Source organism: Pantoea sp. GM_Pan_4, from assembly GCF_026541005.1.
GTDB lineage: Bacteria > Pseudomonadota > Gammaproteobacteria > Enterobacterales > Enterobacteriaceae > Pantoea > Pantoea dispersa.
Genome location: NZ_JALNUZ010000003.1, coordinates 375825 through 394253, shown reverse-complemented (window position 1 = coordinate 394253; position 18429 = coordinate 375825). Strand labels below are relative to the sequence as shown.

At 59.6% G+C, this 18429-nt stretch carries 17 protein-coding genes; 11 read left to right on the top strand and 6 right to left on the bottom strand.

Annotated features, from left to right (window positions below; translation table 11 throughout):
- Positions 1 to 16 precede the first annotated feature (16 nt).
- The 9 genes from OXR61_RS10900 to OXR61_RS10860 are packed head-to-tail and all read left to right on the top strand — an operon-like array spanning position 17 to position 8451.
- Positions 17 to 1312 carry an anaerobic sulfatase maturase gene (locus OXR61_RS10900; RefSeq protein ID WP_166710413.1) on the top strand — a complete coding sequence of 432 codons (1296 nt, stop codon included), beginning with the start codon at positions 17 to 19 and terminating at the stop codon, positions 1310 to 1312.
- Positions 1309 to 2310: a MoxR family ATPase gene (locus tag OXR61_RS10895; protein WP_021509043.1), complete on the top strand. Its 1002-nt coding sequence runs from the start codon at positions 1309 to 1311 to the stop codon at positions 2308 to 2310. Before OXR61_RS10900 ends, OXR61_RS10895 begins: the two co-directional genes overlap by 4 nt.
- Positions 2307 to 3236 carry a DUF58 domain-containing protein gene (locus OXR61_RS10890; RefSeq protein ID WP_021509042.1) on the top strand — a complete coding sequence of 310 codons (930 nt, stop codon included), beginning with the start codon at positions 2307 to 2309 and terminating at the stop codon, positions 3234 to 3236. The genes OXR61_RS10895 and OXR61_RS10890 overlap by 4 nt, the downstream gene beginning before the upstream one ends.
- Complete coding sequence (locus OXR61_RS10885) at positions 3217 to 3654, top strand: DUF4381 family protein (RefSeq protein ID WP_267412101.1); 438 nt, start codon at positions 3217 to 3219, stop codon at positions 3652 to 3654. The genes OXR61_RS10890 and OXR61_RS10885 overlap by 20 nt, the downstream gene beginning before the upstream one ends.
- Positions 3647 to 4624 (top strand): VWA domain-containing protein, encoded by a 978-nt coding sequence (locus OXR61_RS10880; RefSeq protein ID WP_021509040.1) that lies wholly within the window; start codon positions 3647 to 3649, stop codon positions 4622 to 4624. The genes OXR61_RS10885 and OXR61_RS10880 overlap by 8 nt, the downstream gene beginning before the upstream one ends.
- Entirely contained in the window at positions 4621 to 6123 is a 1503-nt protein-coding gene (locus OXR61_RS10875) for a VWA domain-containing protein (protein ID WP_267412100.1), read from the top strand. The genes OXR61_RS10880 and OXR61_RS10875 overlap by 4 nt, the downstream gene beginning before the upstream one ends.
- Positions 6120 to 7136: an oxygen tolerance domain protein gene (locus OXR61_RS10870; RefSeq protein WP_267412099.1), complete on the top strand. Its 1017-nt coding sequence runs from the start codon at positions 6120 to 6122 to the stop codon at positions 7134 to 7136. Before OXR61_RS10875 ends, OXR61_RS10870 begins: the two co-directional genes overlap by 4 nt.
- The gene (locus tag OXR61_RS10865) at positions 7133 to 8155 is read left to right on the top strand and encodes an HAD family hydrolase (RefSeq protein ID WP_021509037.1); all 1023 of its coding nucleotides are present in this window, start codon (positions 7133 to 7135) and stop codon (positions 8153 to 8155) included. Before OXR61_RS10870 ends, OXR61_RS10865 begins: the two co-directional genes overlap by 4 nt.
- Positions 8152 to 8451 carry a YicS family protein gene (locus tag OXR61_RS10860; protein ID WP_021509036.1) on the top strand — a complete coding sequence of 100 codons (300 nt, stop codon included), beginning with the start codon at positions 8152 to 8154 and terminating at the stop codon, positions 8449 to 8451. Before OXR61_RS10865 ends, OXR61_RS10860 begins: the two co-directional genes overlap by 4 nt.
- An 83-nt stretch (positions 8452 to 8534) precedes the next feature.
- Here the strand turns inward: OXR61_RS10860 and fetB are convergent, their stop codons facing one another.
- Positions 8535 to 9296 carry an iron export ABC transporter permease subunit FetB gene (gene fetB / locus OXR61_RS10855; protein WP_021509035.1) on the bottom strand — a complete coding sequence of 254 codons (762 nt, stop codon included), beginning with the start codon at positions 9294 to 9296 and terminating at the stop codon, positions 8535 to 8537.
- Complete coding sequence (fetA, locus tag OXR61_RS10850; RefSeq protein WP_021509034.1) at positions 9283 to 9951, bottom strand: iron ABC transporter ATP-binding protein FetA; 669 nt, start codon at positions 9949 to 9951, stop codon at positions 9283 to 9285. The genes fetB and fetA overlap by 14 nt, the downstream gene beginning before the upstream one ends.
- Before the next feature lie 160 nt (positions 9952 to 10111).
- On the opposite strand from fetA, the gene OXR61_RS10845 reads away from it, so the two are divergent.
- On the top strand, positions 10112 to 11011 hold the full coding sequence (locus tag OXR61_RS10845) for a nickel transporter (RefSeq protein WP_031279999.1): 900 nt from the start codon (positions 10112 to 10114) through the stop codon (positions 11009 to 11011).
- Between the two features lie 100 nt (positions 11012 to 11111).
- On the opposite strand, the gene fhuE is transcribed toward OXR61_RS10845, so the two are convergent.
- Positions 11112 to 13310 carry a ferric-rhodotorulic acid/ferric-coprogen receptor FhuE gene (gene fhuE / locus OXR61_RS10840; protein WP_267412098.1) on the bottom strand — a complete coding sequence of 733 codons (2199 nt, stop codon included), beginning with the start codon at positions 13308 to 13310 and terminating at the stop codon, positions 11112 to 11114.
- 712 nt (positions 13311 to 14022) lie between these two features.
- Here fhuE and OXR61_RS10835 point away from each other — a divergent pair.
- Positions 14023 to 14424: an H-NS family nucleoid-associated regulatory protein gene (locus OXR61_RS10835; protein WP_021509031.1), complete on the top strand. Its 402-nt coding sequence runs from the start codon at positions 14023 to 14025 to the stop codon at positions 14422 to 14424.
- A gap of 143 nt (positions 14425 to 14567) precedes the next feature.
- Here the strand turns inward: OXR61_RS10835 and OXR61_RS10830 are convergent, their stop codons facing one another.
- From OXR61_RS10830 to OXR61_RS10820, 3 genes are read right to left on the bottom strand one after another with little or no spacing between them, the layout of a single operon-like run.
- Complete coding sequence (locus tag OXR61_RS10830; RefSeq protein WP_021509030.1) at positions 14568 to 15767, bottom strand: aminotransferase class I/II-fold pyridoxal phosphate-dependent enzyme; 1200 nt, start codon at positions 15765 to 15767, stop codon at positions 14568 to 14570.
- Between the two features lie 16 nt (positions 15768 to 15783).
- Positions 15784 to 17082 carry an LLM class flavin-dependent oxidoreductase gene (locus OXR61_RS10825; protein WP_021509029.1) on the bottom strand — a complete coding sequence of 433 codons (1299 nt, stop codon included), beginning with the start codon at positions 17080 to 17082 and terminating at the stop codon, positions 15784 to 15786.
- Between the two features lie 34 nt (positions 17083 to 17116).
- Positions 17117 to 18187 (bottom strand): iron-containing alcohol dehydrogenase family protein, encoded by a 1071-nt coding sequence (locus tag OXR61_RS10820; RefSeq protein ID WP_021509028.1) that lies wholly within the window; start codon positions 18185 to 18187, stop codon positions 17117 to 17119.
- Positions 18188 to 18429 lie beyond the last annotated feature (242 nt).

Sequence of the window (18429 nt, the reverse complement as noted above, 5' to 3'; positions counted from 1 at the left end):
GTATTCGGAGGCATTGATGAAATACAGCACCACACTGCCGGTTCGCCCGTTGCCCTCGGCGGAAAAATACAACGGCATCGGTCCGGCGTATAAACGCCGCTTTCACGTGATGGCCAAGCCCACCGGCTCGCGCTGCAATATCGACTGCAACTACTGTTTTTACCTGCATAAAGAGCAACTGCTGCAGCAGGATCATCACAGCGGCATGTCTGATGAGGTGCTGGAAAACTATATTCGCCAGTACATTGATAGTCAGGATGGCGATCAGGTGGTGTTCTCCTGGCAAGGCGGTGAACCGACGCTGATGGGGTTGCCGTGGTTCGAAAAGGTGGTGGCGCTGCAGCAAAAGTATCAGAAGCCAGGACAACGCATCGAGAATGATCTGCAAACCAATGGCATCCTGCTGAACGATAGCTGGGCGCGCTTTCTGAAGCAGCATCACTTTCTGGTCGGGCTGTCGATTGATGGCCCGCGCGAGCTGCACGATCGCTATCGCGTAACGCGCAGCGGTAAACCGACTTTCGACAAAGTGATGGCGGGTGTGGCGGCGCTGCAACGCCACGGCGTGCCGTTCAACGCGCTGGTCACGGTCAACCGGACCAATGCACGCTTTCCGCTGCAGGTGTACCGCTTTCTCACGCGCGAACTGGGCGCGACCTATCTGCAATTCAATCCCTGCGTCGAGCCGGTCGATTTTACCCAAACCGCGCCGCAGTTCTGGCGCGATGACAGCATCCCGGTGAGCGGTTCCCGCCGCGCGCGGCCGGGCGATCTCGACTCGGTGGTGACCGACTGGTCGGTCGATCCCGATGACTGGGGACGCTTTCTCATCGCCGTGTTTGAAGAGTGGGTAAACAATGATTTAGGGCGCGTACAGGTTAACCTGTTTGAAACGGCAGTGGCGCAAACCCTGGGCCTGCCGGGCCAGATCTGCGTGACCTCAGAGTTCTGCGGCAAAGGCCTCGCCATTGAAAAAAACGGTGATATCTATGCCTGCGATCACTACGTCTATCCGGAGTATCAGCTGGGCAATATTGCCAACACTAAACTGGCGCACCTGGCGTTTTCCGAACGGCAAAAAGCGTTTGGCCTCGGGAAACGCGACACCCTGCCCGCCGTCTGCAAACGCTGTCCTTACCTCAAATTATGCTGGGGCGAATGCCCGAAAAACCGCATCGTGCGCAGCGCAGAGGGTGAACCCGGCCTTAACTATCTCTGTCCCGGCATCAAAGCGTTTTTTTCCTATGCTCAGCCGATCCTGGTAGGTATCGCCACGCTGCTTGAGCGGGAAAAACAGGGAGTGACGCAATGACCCTGCGGCAACGGTTTCTCGACCTGGAAGCGAGCATAAACCAGCAGGTGCTGGGTCAGCCAGAGCTGGTGCGCATGCTGATTATCGCGCTGCTGTGCGACGGCCACGTTCTGCTGGAAGGACTGCCCGGACTGGCCAAAACCCGTGCGGTGCGTGAGCTGGCGCGCCACATTGAAGGCGACTTCAGCCGTATTCAGTTCACACCGGATCTGCTGCCCTCGGATATCACCGGCAGCGAAATTTATCAGCAACACGCCACGCGTGAAGAGGAGCAGTTTCGTTTCCGGCCAGGCCCGGTGTTCGGCAACCTGATTCTGGCCGATGAGATCAACCGCGCCTCGGCCCGCGTGCAGTCGGCGTTGCTGGAAGCCATGGAGGAGCGTCATGTCACGGTGGCGGGCAACAGCTGGCCGCTGCCCGGCGTGTTTATGGTGCTGGCGACGCAGAACCCGGTCGATCAGGAAGGCACCTGGCCTCTGCCGGAAGCGCAGCTGGATCGCTTCCTGATGAAAGTGCTGGTGCACTATCCCTCGAAAGAGAATGAACAGCGCGTGATGCAGCTGGTGCGCGCCGAACAGCAGGCAAAATATCGCGAACAGGACACCCCTGCCGTCAGCGCCGCTGCGCCGCCGCAGGTGAGTATCAGCCAGGCGGATATGGGTCGCTGCTGGGAGGCCATCTCCGACATTTACGTCGCGCCCACGGTGGAAAATTACATCGTCTCGCTGGTGGAAATGACGCGCCAGCCGCAGCAGGTCAGCGACACCTTTGCCAGCTATGTGGCGCTGGGTATCAGCCCGCGCGGCACGCTGGCACTGGACCGCGCCGGGCGCGCGCAGGCGTGGCTCGAAGGGCGTGATGCGGTGTTGCCGGACGATATTCAGCGCATTGCCCCGGCCGTGCTGCGGCATCGTCTGCTGCTGAGTTATCAGGCCAGCGCCGACCAGGTGACCGCCGATGACGTGGTGCGCATGCTGCTGGATGCGGTGGTCGCATGACGGATACCGCACTGGCCGTCACCCTGCCCGGCCTGCTGGCGCTGGCGGGTGCAGCGCAGCAGCTGCGCAATCCGCCGGCTCAGCTGCCACCCGGCGCGATGGCCGGCGAGCGCGTGTCGCGTCAGCAGGGACGCGGACTCAATTTTGACAGCCTGCGCCGCTATCAGCCGGGCGATGATGTGCGGCTGATCGACTGGCAGGCCACCGCGCGTCTGCGCACACCCTGGGTGCGCTTGTATAACGAAGAGCGCGAGCGGCCGGTATTTCTGCTGGTCGATCAGCGCCTGGATATGTATTTCGCCACACGCGGGCACACCAAATCGGTCGCCGCCGCCCATCTGGCAGCGCTGCTGGCGTGGCGTAGCTGGCACGATGGCGATCGTCTCGGGGCCGCCGTGTTCAGCGATGATTCCCTGAGATTGCAGCGCTGCCGCTCGCCGAAACTCGCCCTGGCGCCGTGCCTGAACGACCTGCATCAAATGAATAATCAGCTGCCGGCGCGCTATCCGCAGGAGCCCGCCAGCAGTCTGCCACTCCATCAGGTGCTGCAACGTATCCGGGCACAGGTGCCTGCCGGAAGCTGGCTGGCACTGATCAGCGATTTCCACGATCTTGACGCTCAGAGTGACGCGCTGCTGGCGGCGCTGGCGCGCCGGTGTGATATCACCGCCTTTGTGCTGCTCGACGATCTGCATCTGCGGCTTCCGCATCAGGGCTATCTCGCCGCGCATTACCAGCATCAGCACGTTACGCTGCCACTTTCGCCCGCGTTGCGTCAGCAGATTAGCGAGCGGGTCACCGCCCGGCTGGCACAGCAGCAGACGCGACTGCTGCGGCTCGGCATCCGCGTGCAGCACATTGTGGTGAGTGAACCGTTGTTGCGTCAGCTGACGCAGGGAGACGAGCATGCTGGAAAAAGGCTTTAGCGTTCCGCCACTGCTGCAGCCTGACCTGCCGCCCGCGGTCTCCTGGCTGCCGCTGCCTGCGGGCTGGTGGTGGCTGGCAGGCGCGTTAGCGGCCCTGCTTGTGCTGTTGGCGCTTTGGCGCACAGCGCGCTGGCGGCGCAACCGCTGGCGGCGTGAAGCGCGTCAGGTTTTACGTCACGACAACAGCATTGATAGCTGGCTGCGGCTGATTAAACGGGTGCGGCTGGTGCACCAGCCGCGCGCTCAGGTGAGTGAACTGAGCCTCAGCCAGTTACTGCAGGAGCTACCGCTGGATGCCGCGACCTATCAGCGGCTGCTTGACGGTTACTGCCAGCCGGACAATAGCCTGTCGCCTGATGAAATGCAGCGCCTGCGCAGCCAGCTGCGACGCTGGCTGGAGGCACTGCCCAATGTCTGAACTGCTTACCCGCTTCGATTTTGCCTGGCCGTGGATCTGGCTCCTGCTGCCGCTGCCGCTGCTGACGCGCTTTCTGCTACCGCCACGCCAGCCGGTCAGCGAAGAGGTGCGCGTGCCGTTCCTGCCGGAACTGGTGAGGGAGTTGCGTCTGGAGAATGCCCCACCGGCCAGCCGCAGGCCTCAAACGCTGCTGTTCTGGCTGGTGTGGCTGCTATTACTGGCCGCGCTGGCGCGCCCTGAGCTGCTGTTGCCACCGCAGCTACAGCATAAGCCGATGCGCAATGTGGTGCTGGTGCTGGATGTTTCCGGTTCGATGGCGAAAAACGACGCCGGCGCGGGCACCACTCGCCTGCAGGCGGTGCAGCGCTCGGTACACAATTTTGTGCTGCAGCGAACCCGCGATCGCATCGGGCTGGTGATTTTTGCCAGTCAGGCTTGGCCGTTTGCGCCGATCAGTGCCGATAAGCAGGCACTGCTGGCGCGCATCAACCAGCTGGCACCCGGCATGGTGGGCCAGCAAACCGCCATCGGCGATGCGCTGGGGGTGGCGGTCAAACTGCTGGACAGCAGCCTGGAACAGGACGCCAGCCGCATGGTGATTTTACTTACCGACGGCAACGATACCGCTTCACAGCTGCCGCCCGCCCTCGCTGCGCAGCTGGCAGCAGAGCATCAGGTGCAGGTTGATACCATCGCCTTTGGCGATATTAACGCCAGCGGCGAGGACAAAGTCGATAGCGCGCTGATGCAGGATATTGCCCGCATCACAGGCGGTAGCGCGTTTCAGGCGGCTACCTCAGGCAGCGCACTGCAACGTGTCTGGCAAACCATTGACGCCCAAACGCCCGCGCAGGTGGCGACGCTCGGTCTGTCGTTTACGCGACCGCTGTTTGCCTGGCCGCTCGGCGCGGCGCTGGCGCTGTTAACCGCGGCGTTGTTGCTGGCGCGCCTGCGGGAGCGTGCAGCATGAATGGCTTTCATTTTATGCACCCGTGGTGGCTGTCCGGGCTGCTGGTTTGTCTGGCACTGGCGTGGCTATTGCGCGCGCCGCGCAGCGCCTGGCAGCGCATTATGACAGCGCCGTTTCACGCCCTGATTACCGGTAAGCGACTGCAGCGGCTGTCACCCGTACCGTGGCTGCTGGCGCTCGGCGTGCTGGCGCTGGCAGGGCCGTCATGGCAGAAGGCGTTGCCGGGCGGCGTTACGCCGCAAAGTAACGTGATGGTGATTTTGCAACAGGATCTCAGCATGCTGGCGCAGGATCTCCCGCCCGACCGGCATCAGCGCATGCAGCATAAGATCGCTCAGCTGATGCAGCAGATGCCGGGTAGCCACTTTGGCCTGGTGGTGTATCGCGGCGGTGCCTGGCTGACCACGCCGCTGACCAACGATCCGGCCTTTTACTCGCTGTTCTTGCAGGCGCAGCAGCCAACGTTACTGCCGGACGGTCAGGGCAATGGCCTGGCGGCAGCTCTCCGGCTGGCCGATGATAATCTGCCGGACACGCCGCGCAGCATTGTGCTGGTGGCCGATACGTTGCGCCAGGATGATGCCCGGTTGCTCAGCCAGACCTCGCTGCCGCTGCAGCTGTGGGTGCCCGGCACTGCGCCAGGCGGCCCCTTGCCGCCCGCTTTCTCCAGTCAGGCTATTGATACCCGCCTCAACGTGGCGCGCTTCCAGCAGCTACGCGCCGACGGCGTGGCGGTTACGCTCGCCACCCCCGATGACAGCGATCTGCCTGCCATCAGACGCCATATTCAGCAAAGCCTCAGCGCCCAGCAAAACAGTCGCGAGGATCTGCCGTGGCACAACAGCGGCTACTGGCTGATTGCGCCGATGTTGTTGCTGCTGCTGTGGTGGCGTCGTCAGATATTGATCGTGCTGATTGTGTTGCCGCTCAGTGGGATAACGCCGCCGGCGGCCGCCGCGCTGCTGGATGCGTTTATCCCGCCCGACCTGCAAGGGCAACATGCCTTTCAACGGCAGGATTACGCGCGCGCGGCGCAGCACTATGTCGATCCGCTGCGCCGCGGCATTGCGCTCTACTATGCCGGTGATTTTTCCGCCGCCAGCGGCGCTTTTCGCCAGGCCCCCGTGACGCCTGAATCGCTGTTGTGGCTGGGCAACAGCCTGGCGCAGCAGAAACAGTGGCAGCAGGCGCTGCAGCATTACGATCAGGCGTTAAGCCTGCGTCCCGACTGGCGTATGGCACAACAAAATCGCGCCAGTATCGCGCGCATTGTGATGCAGCTTCGTCAGCAGGAGCGCGATCGCCAGGCGGCACAGGGAAAAGAGCAGGATTACGATCCTGACGGCAGCAAAAAAGACCTGCACAAACAGCAGGGCGTCGCGCAGCAGGTCATGCAGCCTGCAGGTCACGCGGCACCGCAGGTCAGTCAGTGGTACGACAATCTCAGCCTGTCGCCCGGTGGCCTGCTGGAAAATCTCTATCGTCAGGAGTCACCATGAGAACGCTGCTGATTTGCCTGCTGCTGCTGACCGGGCCCGCGCGCGCCGCAATGGACATCACGCGCGAGCTGGTTGGCGATGACCGTTTGGTGCCGGGTCAGCCGCTGCGCGTCGCGGTAACCTACTGGACCGATAGCTGGTTTAACCCGCCGCCACAGTGGCCTGACTTCCCGGTCAGCAACGGCACGCTGTTGCCGGCGGCCATTCCCAATCAGCTGGTATCGCGTCAGCGTGACGGTGTCAGCTGGAGCGGCATCCGCATGGAGCGCCAGCTGATGGCCTGGGATCAGGGCAAACTGCAGCTGCCGGCGCTGGACATCACCCTGCAATCCGCAGGCCAGCCGCCGCAGACCGTTACGCTGCCAGCGCTGGAAAAAAATGTGCGCTGGCCGCCGGGTGTGCAGCAGCCGGATCGCTTCCTGCCCGCCGCCACGCTGCATCTGCAGGAAAAAGTGACACTGTATCGTGCCGCGCAGGGCGACGCGCTGCATGTCGGCGACGTGGTGGAACGGCAGATAACGCTGCAGGCCAGCGGTGTGGTCGCCGGACAGATTCCACCGGTGCTGATCGACCTGCCCGGCGTCAGTACCCAGCTGCTGACGCCCGAGGTCAGCGCCCTGACCAGCGGACGCGGTGAAATCACCGGCAGCCAGCGACGCGAGCGGCTGCGCTATCTGCCGGACAGCGCCGGCAGCCTGACGCTGCCTCCAGTGCAGCTGCGCTGGTGGGATACCCGACAACAGACATGGCAGCTCGCCACGCTGCCCGCCCATCACTATGACATTCTGCCTGCGCGCGCGGCCGGCAGTGAACAGTCGCTGCGCGCCGGACCTGCACGCCCGTGGTGGCAGTGGCTGCTGCTCGCCGCAACCGTGGTTCTCATCGCCGCGGGGCTGTGGGCTGGCCGCCGTTTACTGCGCCAGGCGCTAATGTTTGCCGGCCATGCGTGGAGCCGCCTGTGGCGTATTCATGCGCTGCCCGATCTCGTTCCACATCACAGGAGTCGCCGATGAAAACTGTTTCTATACTGGCGGGCCTCACGCTGTGCCTCGCTAGCGTCAGTCAGGCTGACGATCTCTCCGCCTGGCGTGACGGTGCGGCAAAGCGTGCCATTACACAGTGGGTGGATGACACCACCCGCGCCGGCAGCGCTGACTTTATTCCTCTTAACCAGCGCTACGTGGTGTTCGATAATGACGGCACGCTATGGCCGGAAGCACCGCTCACCTTTCAGCTGCAGTTTGCGCTCGATGAAGTGAAACGGCTGGCGCCGCAGCATCCGCAGTGGCAGCAGGATGCGCTGGTACAGGCGGTGCTCAGCAACAACACGGCCGCTATTGCCGCCAGCGGGAAAAAGGGGCTGATGCATTTGCTGACGCTGACTCACAGCGGTATCACCACCGATGAGTTTGCACAACGCGTGCAGAACTGGGTGGCGACGCAGCGGGATACGCGTTTTGGCTGCCGCTACGATCGCATGGGCTATCTGCCGATGCGCCAGCTGCTGGATTATCTGCGCGCTCACGGTTTCCGCACCTGGATTATCTCCGGCGGCGGCATCGATTTTATGCGCGTGCTGGCGGAACAGATGTACGGCATTCCACCCGAGCAGGTGGTTGGCTCGTTTTCCCTTGCGGAATTTTCACTCAGCGACAACGGCACGCAGTTGCGGAAAACCATGAATGGTGCATTTTATGATGATGAAGCGGCCAAACCGGTGGCCATCCATCTGTTCATGGGCCATCGGCCGGTAGCAGCGTTCGGCAACAGCGACGGCGATGTGCCGATGCTGCAATACACCTCGGGGAATCCTGCCGCCAGCACCTTCGGCCTGCTGGTGCATCACACCGATGCACAGCGGGAATACGCCTACGATGCGCATCCGCCGGCCAGCGGCAAACTGGTTAGCGGTCTCAGGCTGGCCGCGCACTATGGCTGGACCGTTGTCGATATGAAACAGGACTGGGGTACGGTGTTCGATCCCGCCCAGTGCCCGGCCGCCGTTTCCGTTCATCAAGGAGAAGCAAAATGAAAACATTACCTTTCACTGCCATGATCGCCCTGCTCACCCTGAGTGCCACGTCTGCGCTGGCGGTATCGCCGTATGAGAATCTGGCGCTGGCGCTGCGGCAGCAGACCATGATCAACGATCTGCGCACTCACTGCCGCGTGCCGGTCTCCATCGCCGACGAAAAAATCAAGCAGACCTTTCTGGCGGATAAGAGCAATCACAACGCGCTGTTGCAGGCGGCTGATGCGCTGAAGATGGGCAAGCATCAGCATTATCAGCAGCTGATGTCGCAGATAACCTGCCCGGATTTTAGCTGATCGTCGCTGACAGGAAACGCCAGACACCATCGTGGTCAGCGCGGAACAGGCCAGCGGCGTGGCGCTAAGGTTTCAGGCGTGATCTACGGTTTGAGCTGCGCCCGCGCGGTGTAAAAGCGACGGTAGGACAGATACGCCGCGATGATGGTCGACAGGCTGGCGGTGGCAATCAGCATAAACGTCACCATGATCTGGTACTTGATCGCCTTTACCGGATCGATCCCGGCAAAAATCAACCCGGACATCATGCCTGGCAGACTCACAAGCCCCACCGTTTTCGCGCCGTCAACGGTGGGGATCATCGCGGCACGAATACTGTCACGCATCAGCCCGGCGGATGCGCGTTTGATCGGCGCGCCCAGGCTGAGCATCTCCATGATTTTCTGCTGGTTGTCGCTAAAGCGCTGATTGAGGTTGGTGAAACACAGTCCGACCGCCACCATGGCGTTACCGGCAATCATGCCGGAAATGGGGATTACCTGCATGGGAACAAAGGCAATGGCGCCGCTCAGCAGCAGCACCGTTAGTGTCAGTGCCGTACCGCTGGTAATCGCCACCAGCGCGATGATAAAACCATGATCGATCCGCCGGCTGCGTTTGCGCGCATTCAGCGCTGCATTGACGCAGATAAACAGCACCATCAGCAGCGTCAGCCAGTCATTATTGACATCGAAAATTGACTTCAGCACATAACCGACGATCACCAACTGGATAATAGCGCGCGTGACACTCCACAAAATGTCTTTGCTCATCCCCAGCTTCTCTTTCTGGCTAATCAGCAGCGCCACCAGCACCAGCATGAGTGAAAGCAGCAGCGAGCTGTCGCTGATATTATGCTGATTCATGCTGTTCTCCCGCTGCGGGTGGGGTCAGCCGCAGAATACGCTCAGCGGCATCAATCTCCTGTACGTCATGGCTGATACGGATCACCGCCAGCCCTTTTTCCGCCACCAGCGCGGCAATCAGCTGGTTAACCCGTTGTTTATTGGGCTCGTCCAGTGCGCTGGTCACTTCGTCCAGCAACAATACCTGTGGCAGAAACTGCAGATTGCGCAGCAAAGCCACCCGCTGTTTTTCACCGCCAGAGAGTCCGGCAACGTTTTTGTCCAGCATGTCGGCGGATAAATGCAGACTGCGCAACGCCGCCACCAGCTGCTCGCGCGACGGTTGTTGCTGACGCAGCTGCCACGGCAGCGCCAGGTTATCATAGACCGTGTCACCAAACAGTTGCGGTGTCTGGAAACAGTAGGAGACCTGCTGGCGATAGTGTTCGACTTTCAGCGTGTGAATATCCCGCTGCTGAAACAGGATCTGGCCGCTATCGGGCTCCAGCAGTGAGGCAATAATTTTCAGCAACGTGCTTTTGCCGCTGCCGGACGGGCCGGTGAGCAACAGCGTTTCACCTGCGTACAGCTGCAGTGATACCGGCGCCAGCAAGGTGCGCCCCTGCACGGCCAGCGTGACGTCTTGTACCGCCAGCAAAGGAGAATCAGCAGACATAAAAGGCATCCGTGAGAAATTGTCGGCAGATTATAGACAGCTGCACAAGGCAGGGGAATGCGTCACGATGCGGAGAGCGGCTGCCGTTTAACCGCCGTGGCTTTACAACGCGGCAGAAATCCGCATGCTGGTGGCATTCAGGACCACTTTTTTCATTACTATGACCGCCACCAAAACCGGATTTCTCTGCGCGAGCGTGCTGCTGCTGAGCGCGCTGACACTGCTGTCGTTGCACTGGAGCGCGTTTCAGGCATGGGCACTGCAAAGTCAGATTCAGCTGCACCGGCTGCTGGTTACCCATTTACTGCAAATCAATAGCGGCCAGTACAGTGCCGGACTGTGGCTGCTGGCCGTGACCTTCATTTACGGCATTCTGCACGCGGTGGGTCCCGGCCACGGTAAATTTATCGTTACCACCTGGCTGACCACCCATCAGCCCCCGCGCGGCGTAGCGCTGAGCGTGCCGCTGCTGGGCAGCCTGGTGCAGGGCCTGAGCGCGATTGCCTTTGTCTTTATCCTCGCGGTTGGTTTTAACCTGACCACCGGCGATCTCAGCCTGAGCCGCTGGTATCTGGAGAAAGCCAGCGCTGTGTTCATTGCCGGGCTGGGCGTGATGCTGCTGCTGCAAGCCTGGCGCAGGCCGCCAGCGGAGCATCATCATGATCATTGCGGCCACGCGCATGGCGTCGCGGCTGGGCACGGCAGCGACTGGAAAAGCTGGGCGGGTATTATTATTGCCACCGGCGTGCGGCCGTGCAGCGGTGCGCTGACGGTGCTGCTGTTCGCCAGCGTCATCGGCATTACGCGCTGGGGCATGCTGGCGGTGATGAGTATGGCGCTCGGTACCGGCATGGCGCTGGTGGCGCTGGCACTGTTTGTGCAGCATTACCGTCAGCGCGCCGGACAGCTGTGGCTGGCAGAACGCTCGCCGCAGGCGGCATCGCTGCTGAGAGCGGTACGGATCGCCGGTGGGATATTGCTGGTGATGTTTGCGCTGGTGCTGTTTTTTACCGTGGTGCCGGTGAGTGCCAACGGGGATTATATTGCGGCGGGATGCTGAGGTGCATGGTTTGGGAGGGTGCGGTTTTCCCCTCACCCTAACCCTCTCCCGCACGCGGGAGAGGGAACGTTAAGTGCCGCTTTGGGCACGGGCTTAATGATCAGAAACGGTATTTCGCGGACAGCATAAAATTACGCGGTTCGCCGTAGACGATGCCGGTGCTGTCGACGTTCTCGTCGTACTCTTTGTCGAACAGGTTATTCAGGTTGGCCTGCAGGCTGAGGTTTTTAGTCACGTCGTAGCGCGCGAACAGATCCACCAGCGCATAGCTGCCCTGACGGGTGCGCCAGGTGCCATTGCCATCCGGGCCACTGATATCCGCGTAAGTTCCCGCCTGCCAGTTCACCCCGCCACCCAGCGTCAGCTGGTCCAGCATCGGCAGGCGATAGCTGGTGAACAGGTTGAACGACGTGCGCGGCAGCTGTGAATTGTAGCGATCGCCGTTGGCGTCTTCCGCCACATACGAAGTCCCGCCAAAGGTCATCTGCCAGTTATCGGTCAGCGCCCCATTCACCTCAAACTCGACGCCACGACTTACCACGCCCTTTTTCGCCACGTAAATGGTGTTACCGGTCTGCGCATTGGTCTGTCCGGTGCTCTGACCGACGTTATCCAGTTCGGTGCGGAAGATCGATACCGAGGTGGTCAGACGGCTGTTGAACCAGTCAGACTTCACGCCGGCTTCGTAGTTTTTGCCAATCACCGGCGAGAGATAAGCGCCTGACGCATCCTGATAATCCTGCGGCTGGAACACCGAAGTGTAGCTGGCGTAGGCAGACCAGTTATCGTAGAAGTCCCAAATCACCCCACCGTACGGCGTGATGTTGTTTTTCTCCATCTCTGCCGTCAGCGTCTGGCGGTTCCAGTTGGTGTAGCGCGCCCCGACAATCAGGTGCAGCGGATCGGCCAGATTGATGCGCGTCGCGAGATACGCTGACTTCTGCCGCACCAGTTGGGTGTCGGCCGCGGGTTCACGCGGATTCCAGTCGGTTTCCGGGAAATCACCGTTGAACTGATTAAAGTTGCCCAGCTCGGCTGACGAAATGTTGGCCCAGGCGCTGTAATATTTGTTGTCCTGACGGCTGTAGTTCACCCCGACCATCAGCTCATGCTGGCGGCCCAGCAGTTCATAAGGACCGCTGGCGAAGGCATCGACCGCATCCACCTTACGTTTGCCGGTGTTGAAGCCGGTTCCGCCTACTACCGGATAGCCGGCATAACCAGAGACGCCTGCGCCAGTGGTTTTGTCGAAGTAACCGTCGAGATACAGCTGCTTGCTGTCGAGGAACATCTCGTTATGCGTGCCGTTAAGGGTGATGTTCCAGCCGTTATCAAAGTTCTGCTGCAGGTTAACAAAGACCTTTTTATTTTCTTTGTTGTTGTAAGCCCATTCTGGCGCGGTGTTATAGCCACGACGGGAGTGGATCTGCGTGCCGTCGGTGTACCAGCGCGGCGCACCGCCCCACATCGGTGAATCCGTGTTCACCTGGCTGAATTCATAACCAACAGACAGTCTGGTGGCGTCCGTCACATCAGCGTCGACCACGCCGTAGATAAACTTCTTATCGGCGCCGTAGCGTTCAATGAAGCTGTTTTTGTCTTCATAGCCGGCCACCAGGCGACCGCGCACGTTGCCTTCCGGTGACAGCGGTGCAGAAAGATCGGCGACGTAACGCTGCTTATTCCAGCTGCCATAGCCCGCTTCAAGGCTACCGGTAAACTCTTTGCTGTCGGCATGTTTACGCACCATGTTGATGGCGGCGGAAGGATTGCCCGGTCCGGTCAGCAGGCCCGTTGCGCCGCGCACCACTTCGACGCGCTCGTACAGCGCGGTATCGGTCTGCGCATCACCGAGGTTCCAGCGCTGGGCAAACGCGGTCGGAATGCCGTCGGTCATGTAATTATCGATCAGGAAACCGCGCGAATAGTAATTGATGCGGTCCATATCGGCGGCCACACCGTGGATGCCGGTGGTGTTGCTCAGTACGTCGTTCAGCGACTGCAGCTGTTGATCCTGCATGCGCTGCTTGCTGACGATAGTGACCGACTGGGGAATATCACGTGCGGTCAGTGCCATTTTAGTGCCGGCCAGCGTCACCGGTACGCTGTAATCCGCTGCGGCCTGCGTCTGCTGCGCTTCCGCGCTGGCGCTGGCATCAACGGTCAGGGTGGCCTCACTGTTTTGCGTATCGGCCGCCTGAGCGACACCCGAGACAACCAGCACTGCCAGCAGTGACAGGCGCAGCGCGCGCTGCGGCGCAAGACCTGCGTCCCTGACGCGCATCTCTTTGCAAGACATAATATTCCTCAATCGGCTTATCGTTATTTTGTGGCGAGCATATAGTTAAGAAAGCAAATGAGAAATATACGCATTAAGATTAACATTGCAAGAAATTGTTACGGCCTTTCTGACGCCTTTACACTGTGAAAAAATCTTATGCTTCAGGGAGTAACGGCCCTGAGGCTGCTTTACAGGAAACTATCACGCCTGAAATCATCCTTTATCTCAGTCAACCGGTGCGTGACCTACGGCCTCCCCGCCTAACGGCTGTGCCTGCATCCTGCTATGGCATCTGAACACCACGCATGTACCAGCTTCGTACCCGGTCACCGCCATTGATTTATAATTACGCTGCCAATAGGAAAGGTGTTTATAAAGTTTCCTTTTCTGCGCTAAGGTGGACCAGTTACGCTTTTAATCCCTGCAGCAATCGCTGCGTTGTTTACATGACGCCATTTATTAAGCTGTAAATCGCCGTGACGTATATTGTGTGAGATGCTGTGATGTTAAATGAACGGCTTAACGTAGGTGGCTGGCAATATTAAATCAGTCGCTAACATGTTTATGCGTAATCAATGAATAGACAAAAATCTTTACGCCCAATCAAAAACTGTACAGGTCGGGGCATATTTCCGGACAAATCTGTCGGCGGGTGAATATTTCCATTTGAATAAAATTGCCGTAGAATGCACGCTTTCAAATCAGTGGTATCAGTAATAAGGGTTTATACATGAGCGATGCACTCAAGGCATTGAACAATCTTCGTACGCTGCGTGCTGAAGCACGTAATATTGAGGTTGCGGTATTAAACGAAATGCTGGAGAAGTTTGCCGTGGTGGTCGCCGAACGCCGCGAAGAGACGGCGGCAGAGAGTGCTGCACAGCGCGAAAAAGAAGAGAAGCTGGCGTTATATAAAGAGATGCTGCGCAAAGACGGCATTACAATTAATGAACTGGCGCAATTAAACCAGGGTGAAACGAAGAGCAAAGCAAAACGTGCACCGCGTCCGGCGAAGTATAAATTTACCGACGAACAGGGTAATGAGAAATTCTGGACCGGTCAGGGTCGTACTCCCTCGCCGATAAAGTCAGCGATTGACGCTGGCGGTTCGCTGGATGATTTTCTGATTTAATCCAGTCGCAGGAAATCGGGGCGGAACCGGCTAATTGCCGCATCACCGCCCCTGTATCGAGGCACCCTAAATGCTTTCATGCAATCCTTTCATGAAGTGTGCTGCGAGGTGATTAGGCCATTACGCCCTCCCACACCCGCCCGTCAGATTAACGCTGCACAGGCGCGCGCAATACGTTTACCCGCCTCCTCAACGCTATCGATATCCGTGGCGATCGACAAACGGAAATACGGCGACAGGCCGTAAGCGCTGCCCGCCACGCCGGACACACCGCTCTCCAGCAGATAATTCAGCACATCCTGTTCGTCATGCAGTACGGCACCGTCAGGCCGGGTTTTGCCCAGCAGGCCAGCACAGCGACAAAAGACAAAAAATGCGCCCTGAGGTTGCAGCACTTCAATGCCGGCCACCTGCTGCAACTGCTGCACAATGACATCGCGTCGCGCCTGATACGCGGCGCGCTGCGGGGGCAGAAAATCGAGCCCACCGTTAAAGGCCGCAACCGCCGCCGCCTGGCTGATGGCGCTGGCGCCAGAGCTGTTCTGCGACTGCACCACCACCATGGCATCAATCAGCGGCTGCGGTCCGGCAGCAAAGCCAATGCGCCAGCCGGTCATGGCATAGGTTTTCGACGCGCCTCCCACCAGCAAAACGCGTTCAGCCAGATCCGGCGCCACCTGCAGCAGGCTAACGTGCTGACGATCGTCAAACAGGATATGTTCGTACAGCTCATCCAGCATAATCAGCACATTGGGATGATCGCGCAGCACCGTCGCCAGGACCTGCAACTCCTGTGCGCTGTACACCATGCCAGAGGGATTGCCGGGATTGTTCAGCACCAGCCAGCGGGTTTTCTCAGTGATCGCCTGCGCCAGCTGCGCCGGCTGCAGCTTGTACTGCTGCTCAAGCGGACAAGGCAGCAGCACCGCCTCGCCACCGTTGAAACGCACACTGTCCGGAAAAGTTGGCCAGTATGGCGTGGGCACAATCACCTCGTCGCCGTCGTTTAGCGTCGCGGCAAACGCGTTGAAGATGATTTGCTTTGCGCCGTTGGCGATACAGATTTGACCCAGCGCGTACTGCAGCTGGTTCTCGCGCGCCAGTTTGGCCTGCACCGCTTTACGCAGCGCGGTGGTGCCATTGGTCGGCGTATAACGGGTTTCACCGCCATCCATCGCGGCGCTGGCGGCGGCACGGATGTGCGCGGGCGTATCAAAATCCGGCTCACCGGTGGTGAGGTCAAGAATATCCACGCCCTGCTCTTTTAGCTGGCGCGTCAGCTGACGTGCCGCCGCGTTAGCCGAGAGCGACACAGACTGTACGCGCTTCGATAGGGTGATCATGTTTCGCTCCTGTCTCTCACACCACCGGCAGGCCGAGGTTTTCACGCAGCGTGGCGAACTCGTACTCTTCCCGGAACAGACCGCGACGGCGCAGTTCCGGAATCACCAGCTCCACAAACAAATCCAGCTGCTCGGACATGATCGCCGGCATGATGTTGAAACCATCGGCGCCGCCCTCGTTGAGCCACAGCTCAAAGTCATCGGCAATATCCTGCGCGGTACCGACGATTACCCGGTGACCACGCGATCCGGCGGCTACCGCGGCCAGTTCGCGCAGCGTCAGATTTTCACGTTTCGCCATGTCGGTCATCAGTTTCACGCGGCTCTGGTTACCTTCACCCAGCGGCACTTCCGGCACCGGACCGTCGAGCGGATACTGGCTCAGATCCATATTGAAGCGCAGCGAGAGCTGACGCAGACCGTTGTCGATATCAACCAGCGTGTTGAGCTCTTTCCACAGCGCTTTGGCCTCTTCGCGCGTGCGGCCAATAATCGGCATCACGCCAGGCATGATCACCACGTGATCAGGATTGCGTCCGGCGGCAATCACCTGATCTTTCTGCGAACGGTAGAAGCTCTGTGCTTCTTCCAGGCTGGCCGAGGCGGTGAAAATCACCTCGGCGGTCTCTGCCGCCAGCTTCTGCCCATCGCTGGAAGAACCGGCTTCGATAATCACTGGACGCCCCTGCGGTGAGCGGGTAATGTTCAGCGGGCCCTGCACCTGGAAATGCTCGCCGACGTGGTTAATCGGCTGAATTTTGTCATCAATGAAGTACTGACCGGTCTCTTTGTTGGGCTGCACCGCCCCCGCCTGCCAGCCGTCCCACAGCTTATAGGTGACATCAAGGAATTCACGGGCGCGCGCGTAGCGCTCCGCATGATTAGGCATATCGCTGCGGCTGAAGTTACGCGCCACATCGGTAGAGAACGACGTCACCACGTTCCAGGCGGCGCGGCCGCGGCTAATGTGGTCCAGCGACGAGAAGCTGCGTGCCATGGTGAACGGGTCGCTGAAGGTAGTCGAGGCGGTCGCCGCCAGGCCAATGCGTTTGGTGTTGACCGCCAGCGCCGACAGCAGCGTTAACGGCTCCAGACGCGCCATGGTGGAAGGCAGACGATACATGCTGGTCGCCAGTGCATCACCCACGAAGAACAGATCAAACTTACCGGCTTCGGCTTTTTTCGCGATGGTGATCAGCCAGTCAATATCCGTCGGATCGCCCAGATTTTCCGTCAGCCGCCAGCCGCTCACGTGCTGTCCTACCGGTTGCACAAACAGCCCTAAACGGATGCGGCGTGAAGATGAAGTAGCCATATTTTTTCCTGGTCAATAAAAGGGTCAATAACAATTAAAAGGCGTTCTCGGTCGCCAGCAGCGCCTGCTCTAAGGCATCTGCGCTGATGCGGAACGGCAGACGTTCGGCGCTGGCCGCCGGGAATTTGATCTGTTCAGCAATGCTTCTGATGGCTGCGCGACGATCGCCGTGCAGCGGCGCTAAGGTCAGCGGCATATCATACTGTCGCAGCAGCGCCAGCAGCGCGGCGTCCGGCTCACCATCGTGCTCAATCAGCGACTGCACCAGCAGGCTGTAACCGACTTTTTCACCGTGCAGCCAGTGGTGCAGCTCCGGCTGATGGGTCAGACGGTTATGAATGGCGTGGGCAAAGCCTGGCGTTGGCAGCACGTCACGCACGCTGTTGGCCAGGCCGGCCAGCACAATACTGGCATCGATCACCTTCACCAGTTCCGGCGTTACCTGCTGTTGCTGGTTGGCCAGCACGGCGGCGGCACCGTGCTGGCGATAGACATCCAGCGCGCGCTGCGCGGTCATCACTTTAAGATCGAGGGCGAGATCGTGGGGGTTGTGCCGCAGATAAGGATAGAACTCGTAGTATTTAGCCAGCCCGTCGACAATGCCCGCTTTGAGGTAACGCACATCGCTTTGCGCGATCACTTCGCTGTCTACCAGCACCAGTTCAGGCATTTTGCCCAGCGGCTGGCTGCGCACGTGGCCGCCCTGCGCGTCATAAATAATCGCCACCGGCGACCAGGCGGCACAGGTCGCCGCGACGGTGGCGAAATTGACGACGGTGATTTCCGGTAACTGGCTGCCGACCGCTTTAGCCGCATCCAGTACGCGCCCGCCGCCAATTGCCAGCAGCAGTTCAGCCTGCTGCTGTTGCAGATTGCTTTTCAGCGTATCAATGGCCGCATCGGTGCATTCGCCGTGCAAATACTCGATTTCCCAGCGAATACCACAGGTTTCCAGACTTTGCGTTAATTGCGGATTAACCGCCTGCCAGGCGCGCGGAGAGGTGAAAATACGGATATGCGTAGCATAAGGTTTAATGAATTCCCCGGTGCGCGCACGCAGTCCCGGTTCGTGTGCGTAGGCACGCGGAGATTTAATCGCTAACACGTTGTCACCCTGATTAGGAAAAACGCCATAACAAAATTGTTATATTTCAGAGGATTAATGCGAAATAGTTATAGCGCTATGTATTTTATGCATACTACGGTAAATGGCGATTTGTGCAATGAAAAAGCCGCCATTTCATTTTCACAAATTTGCATTAGCTTATCCGGATTTCACATATAGCCCGTCAGCGCTTTACTGCTACTCTGAGCCTTCTTTCTTTATCGCCCGCCGGGCGGTTTTCC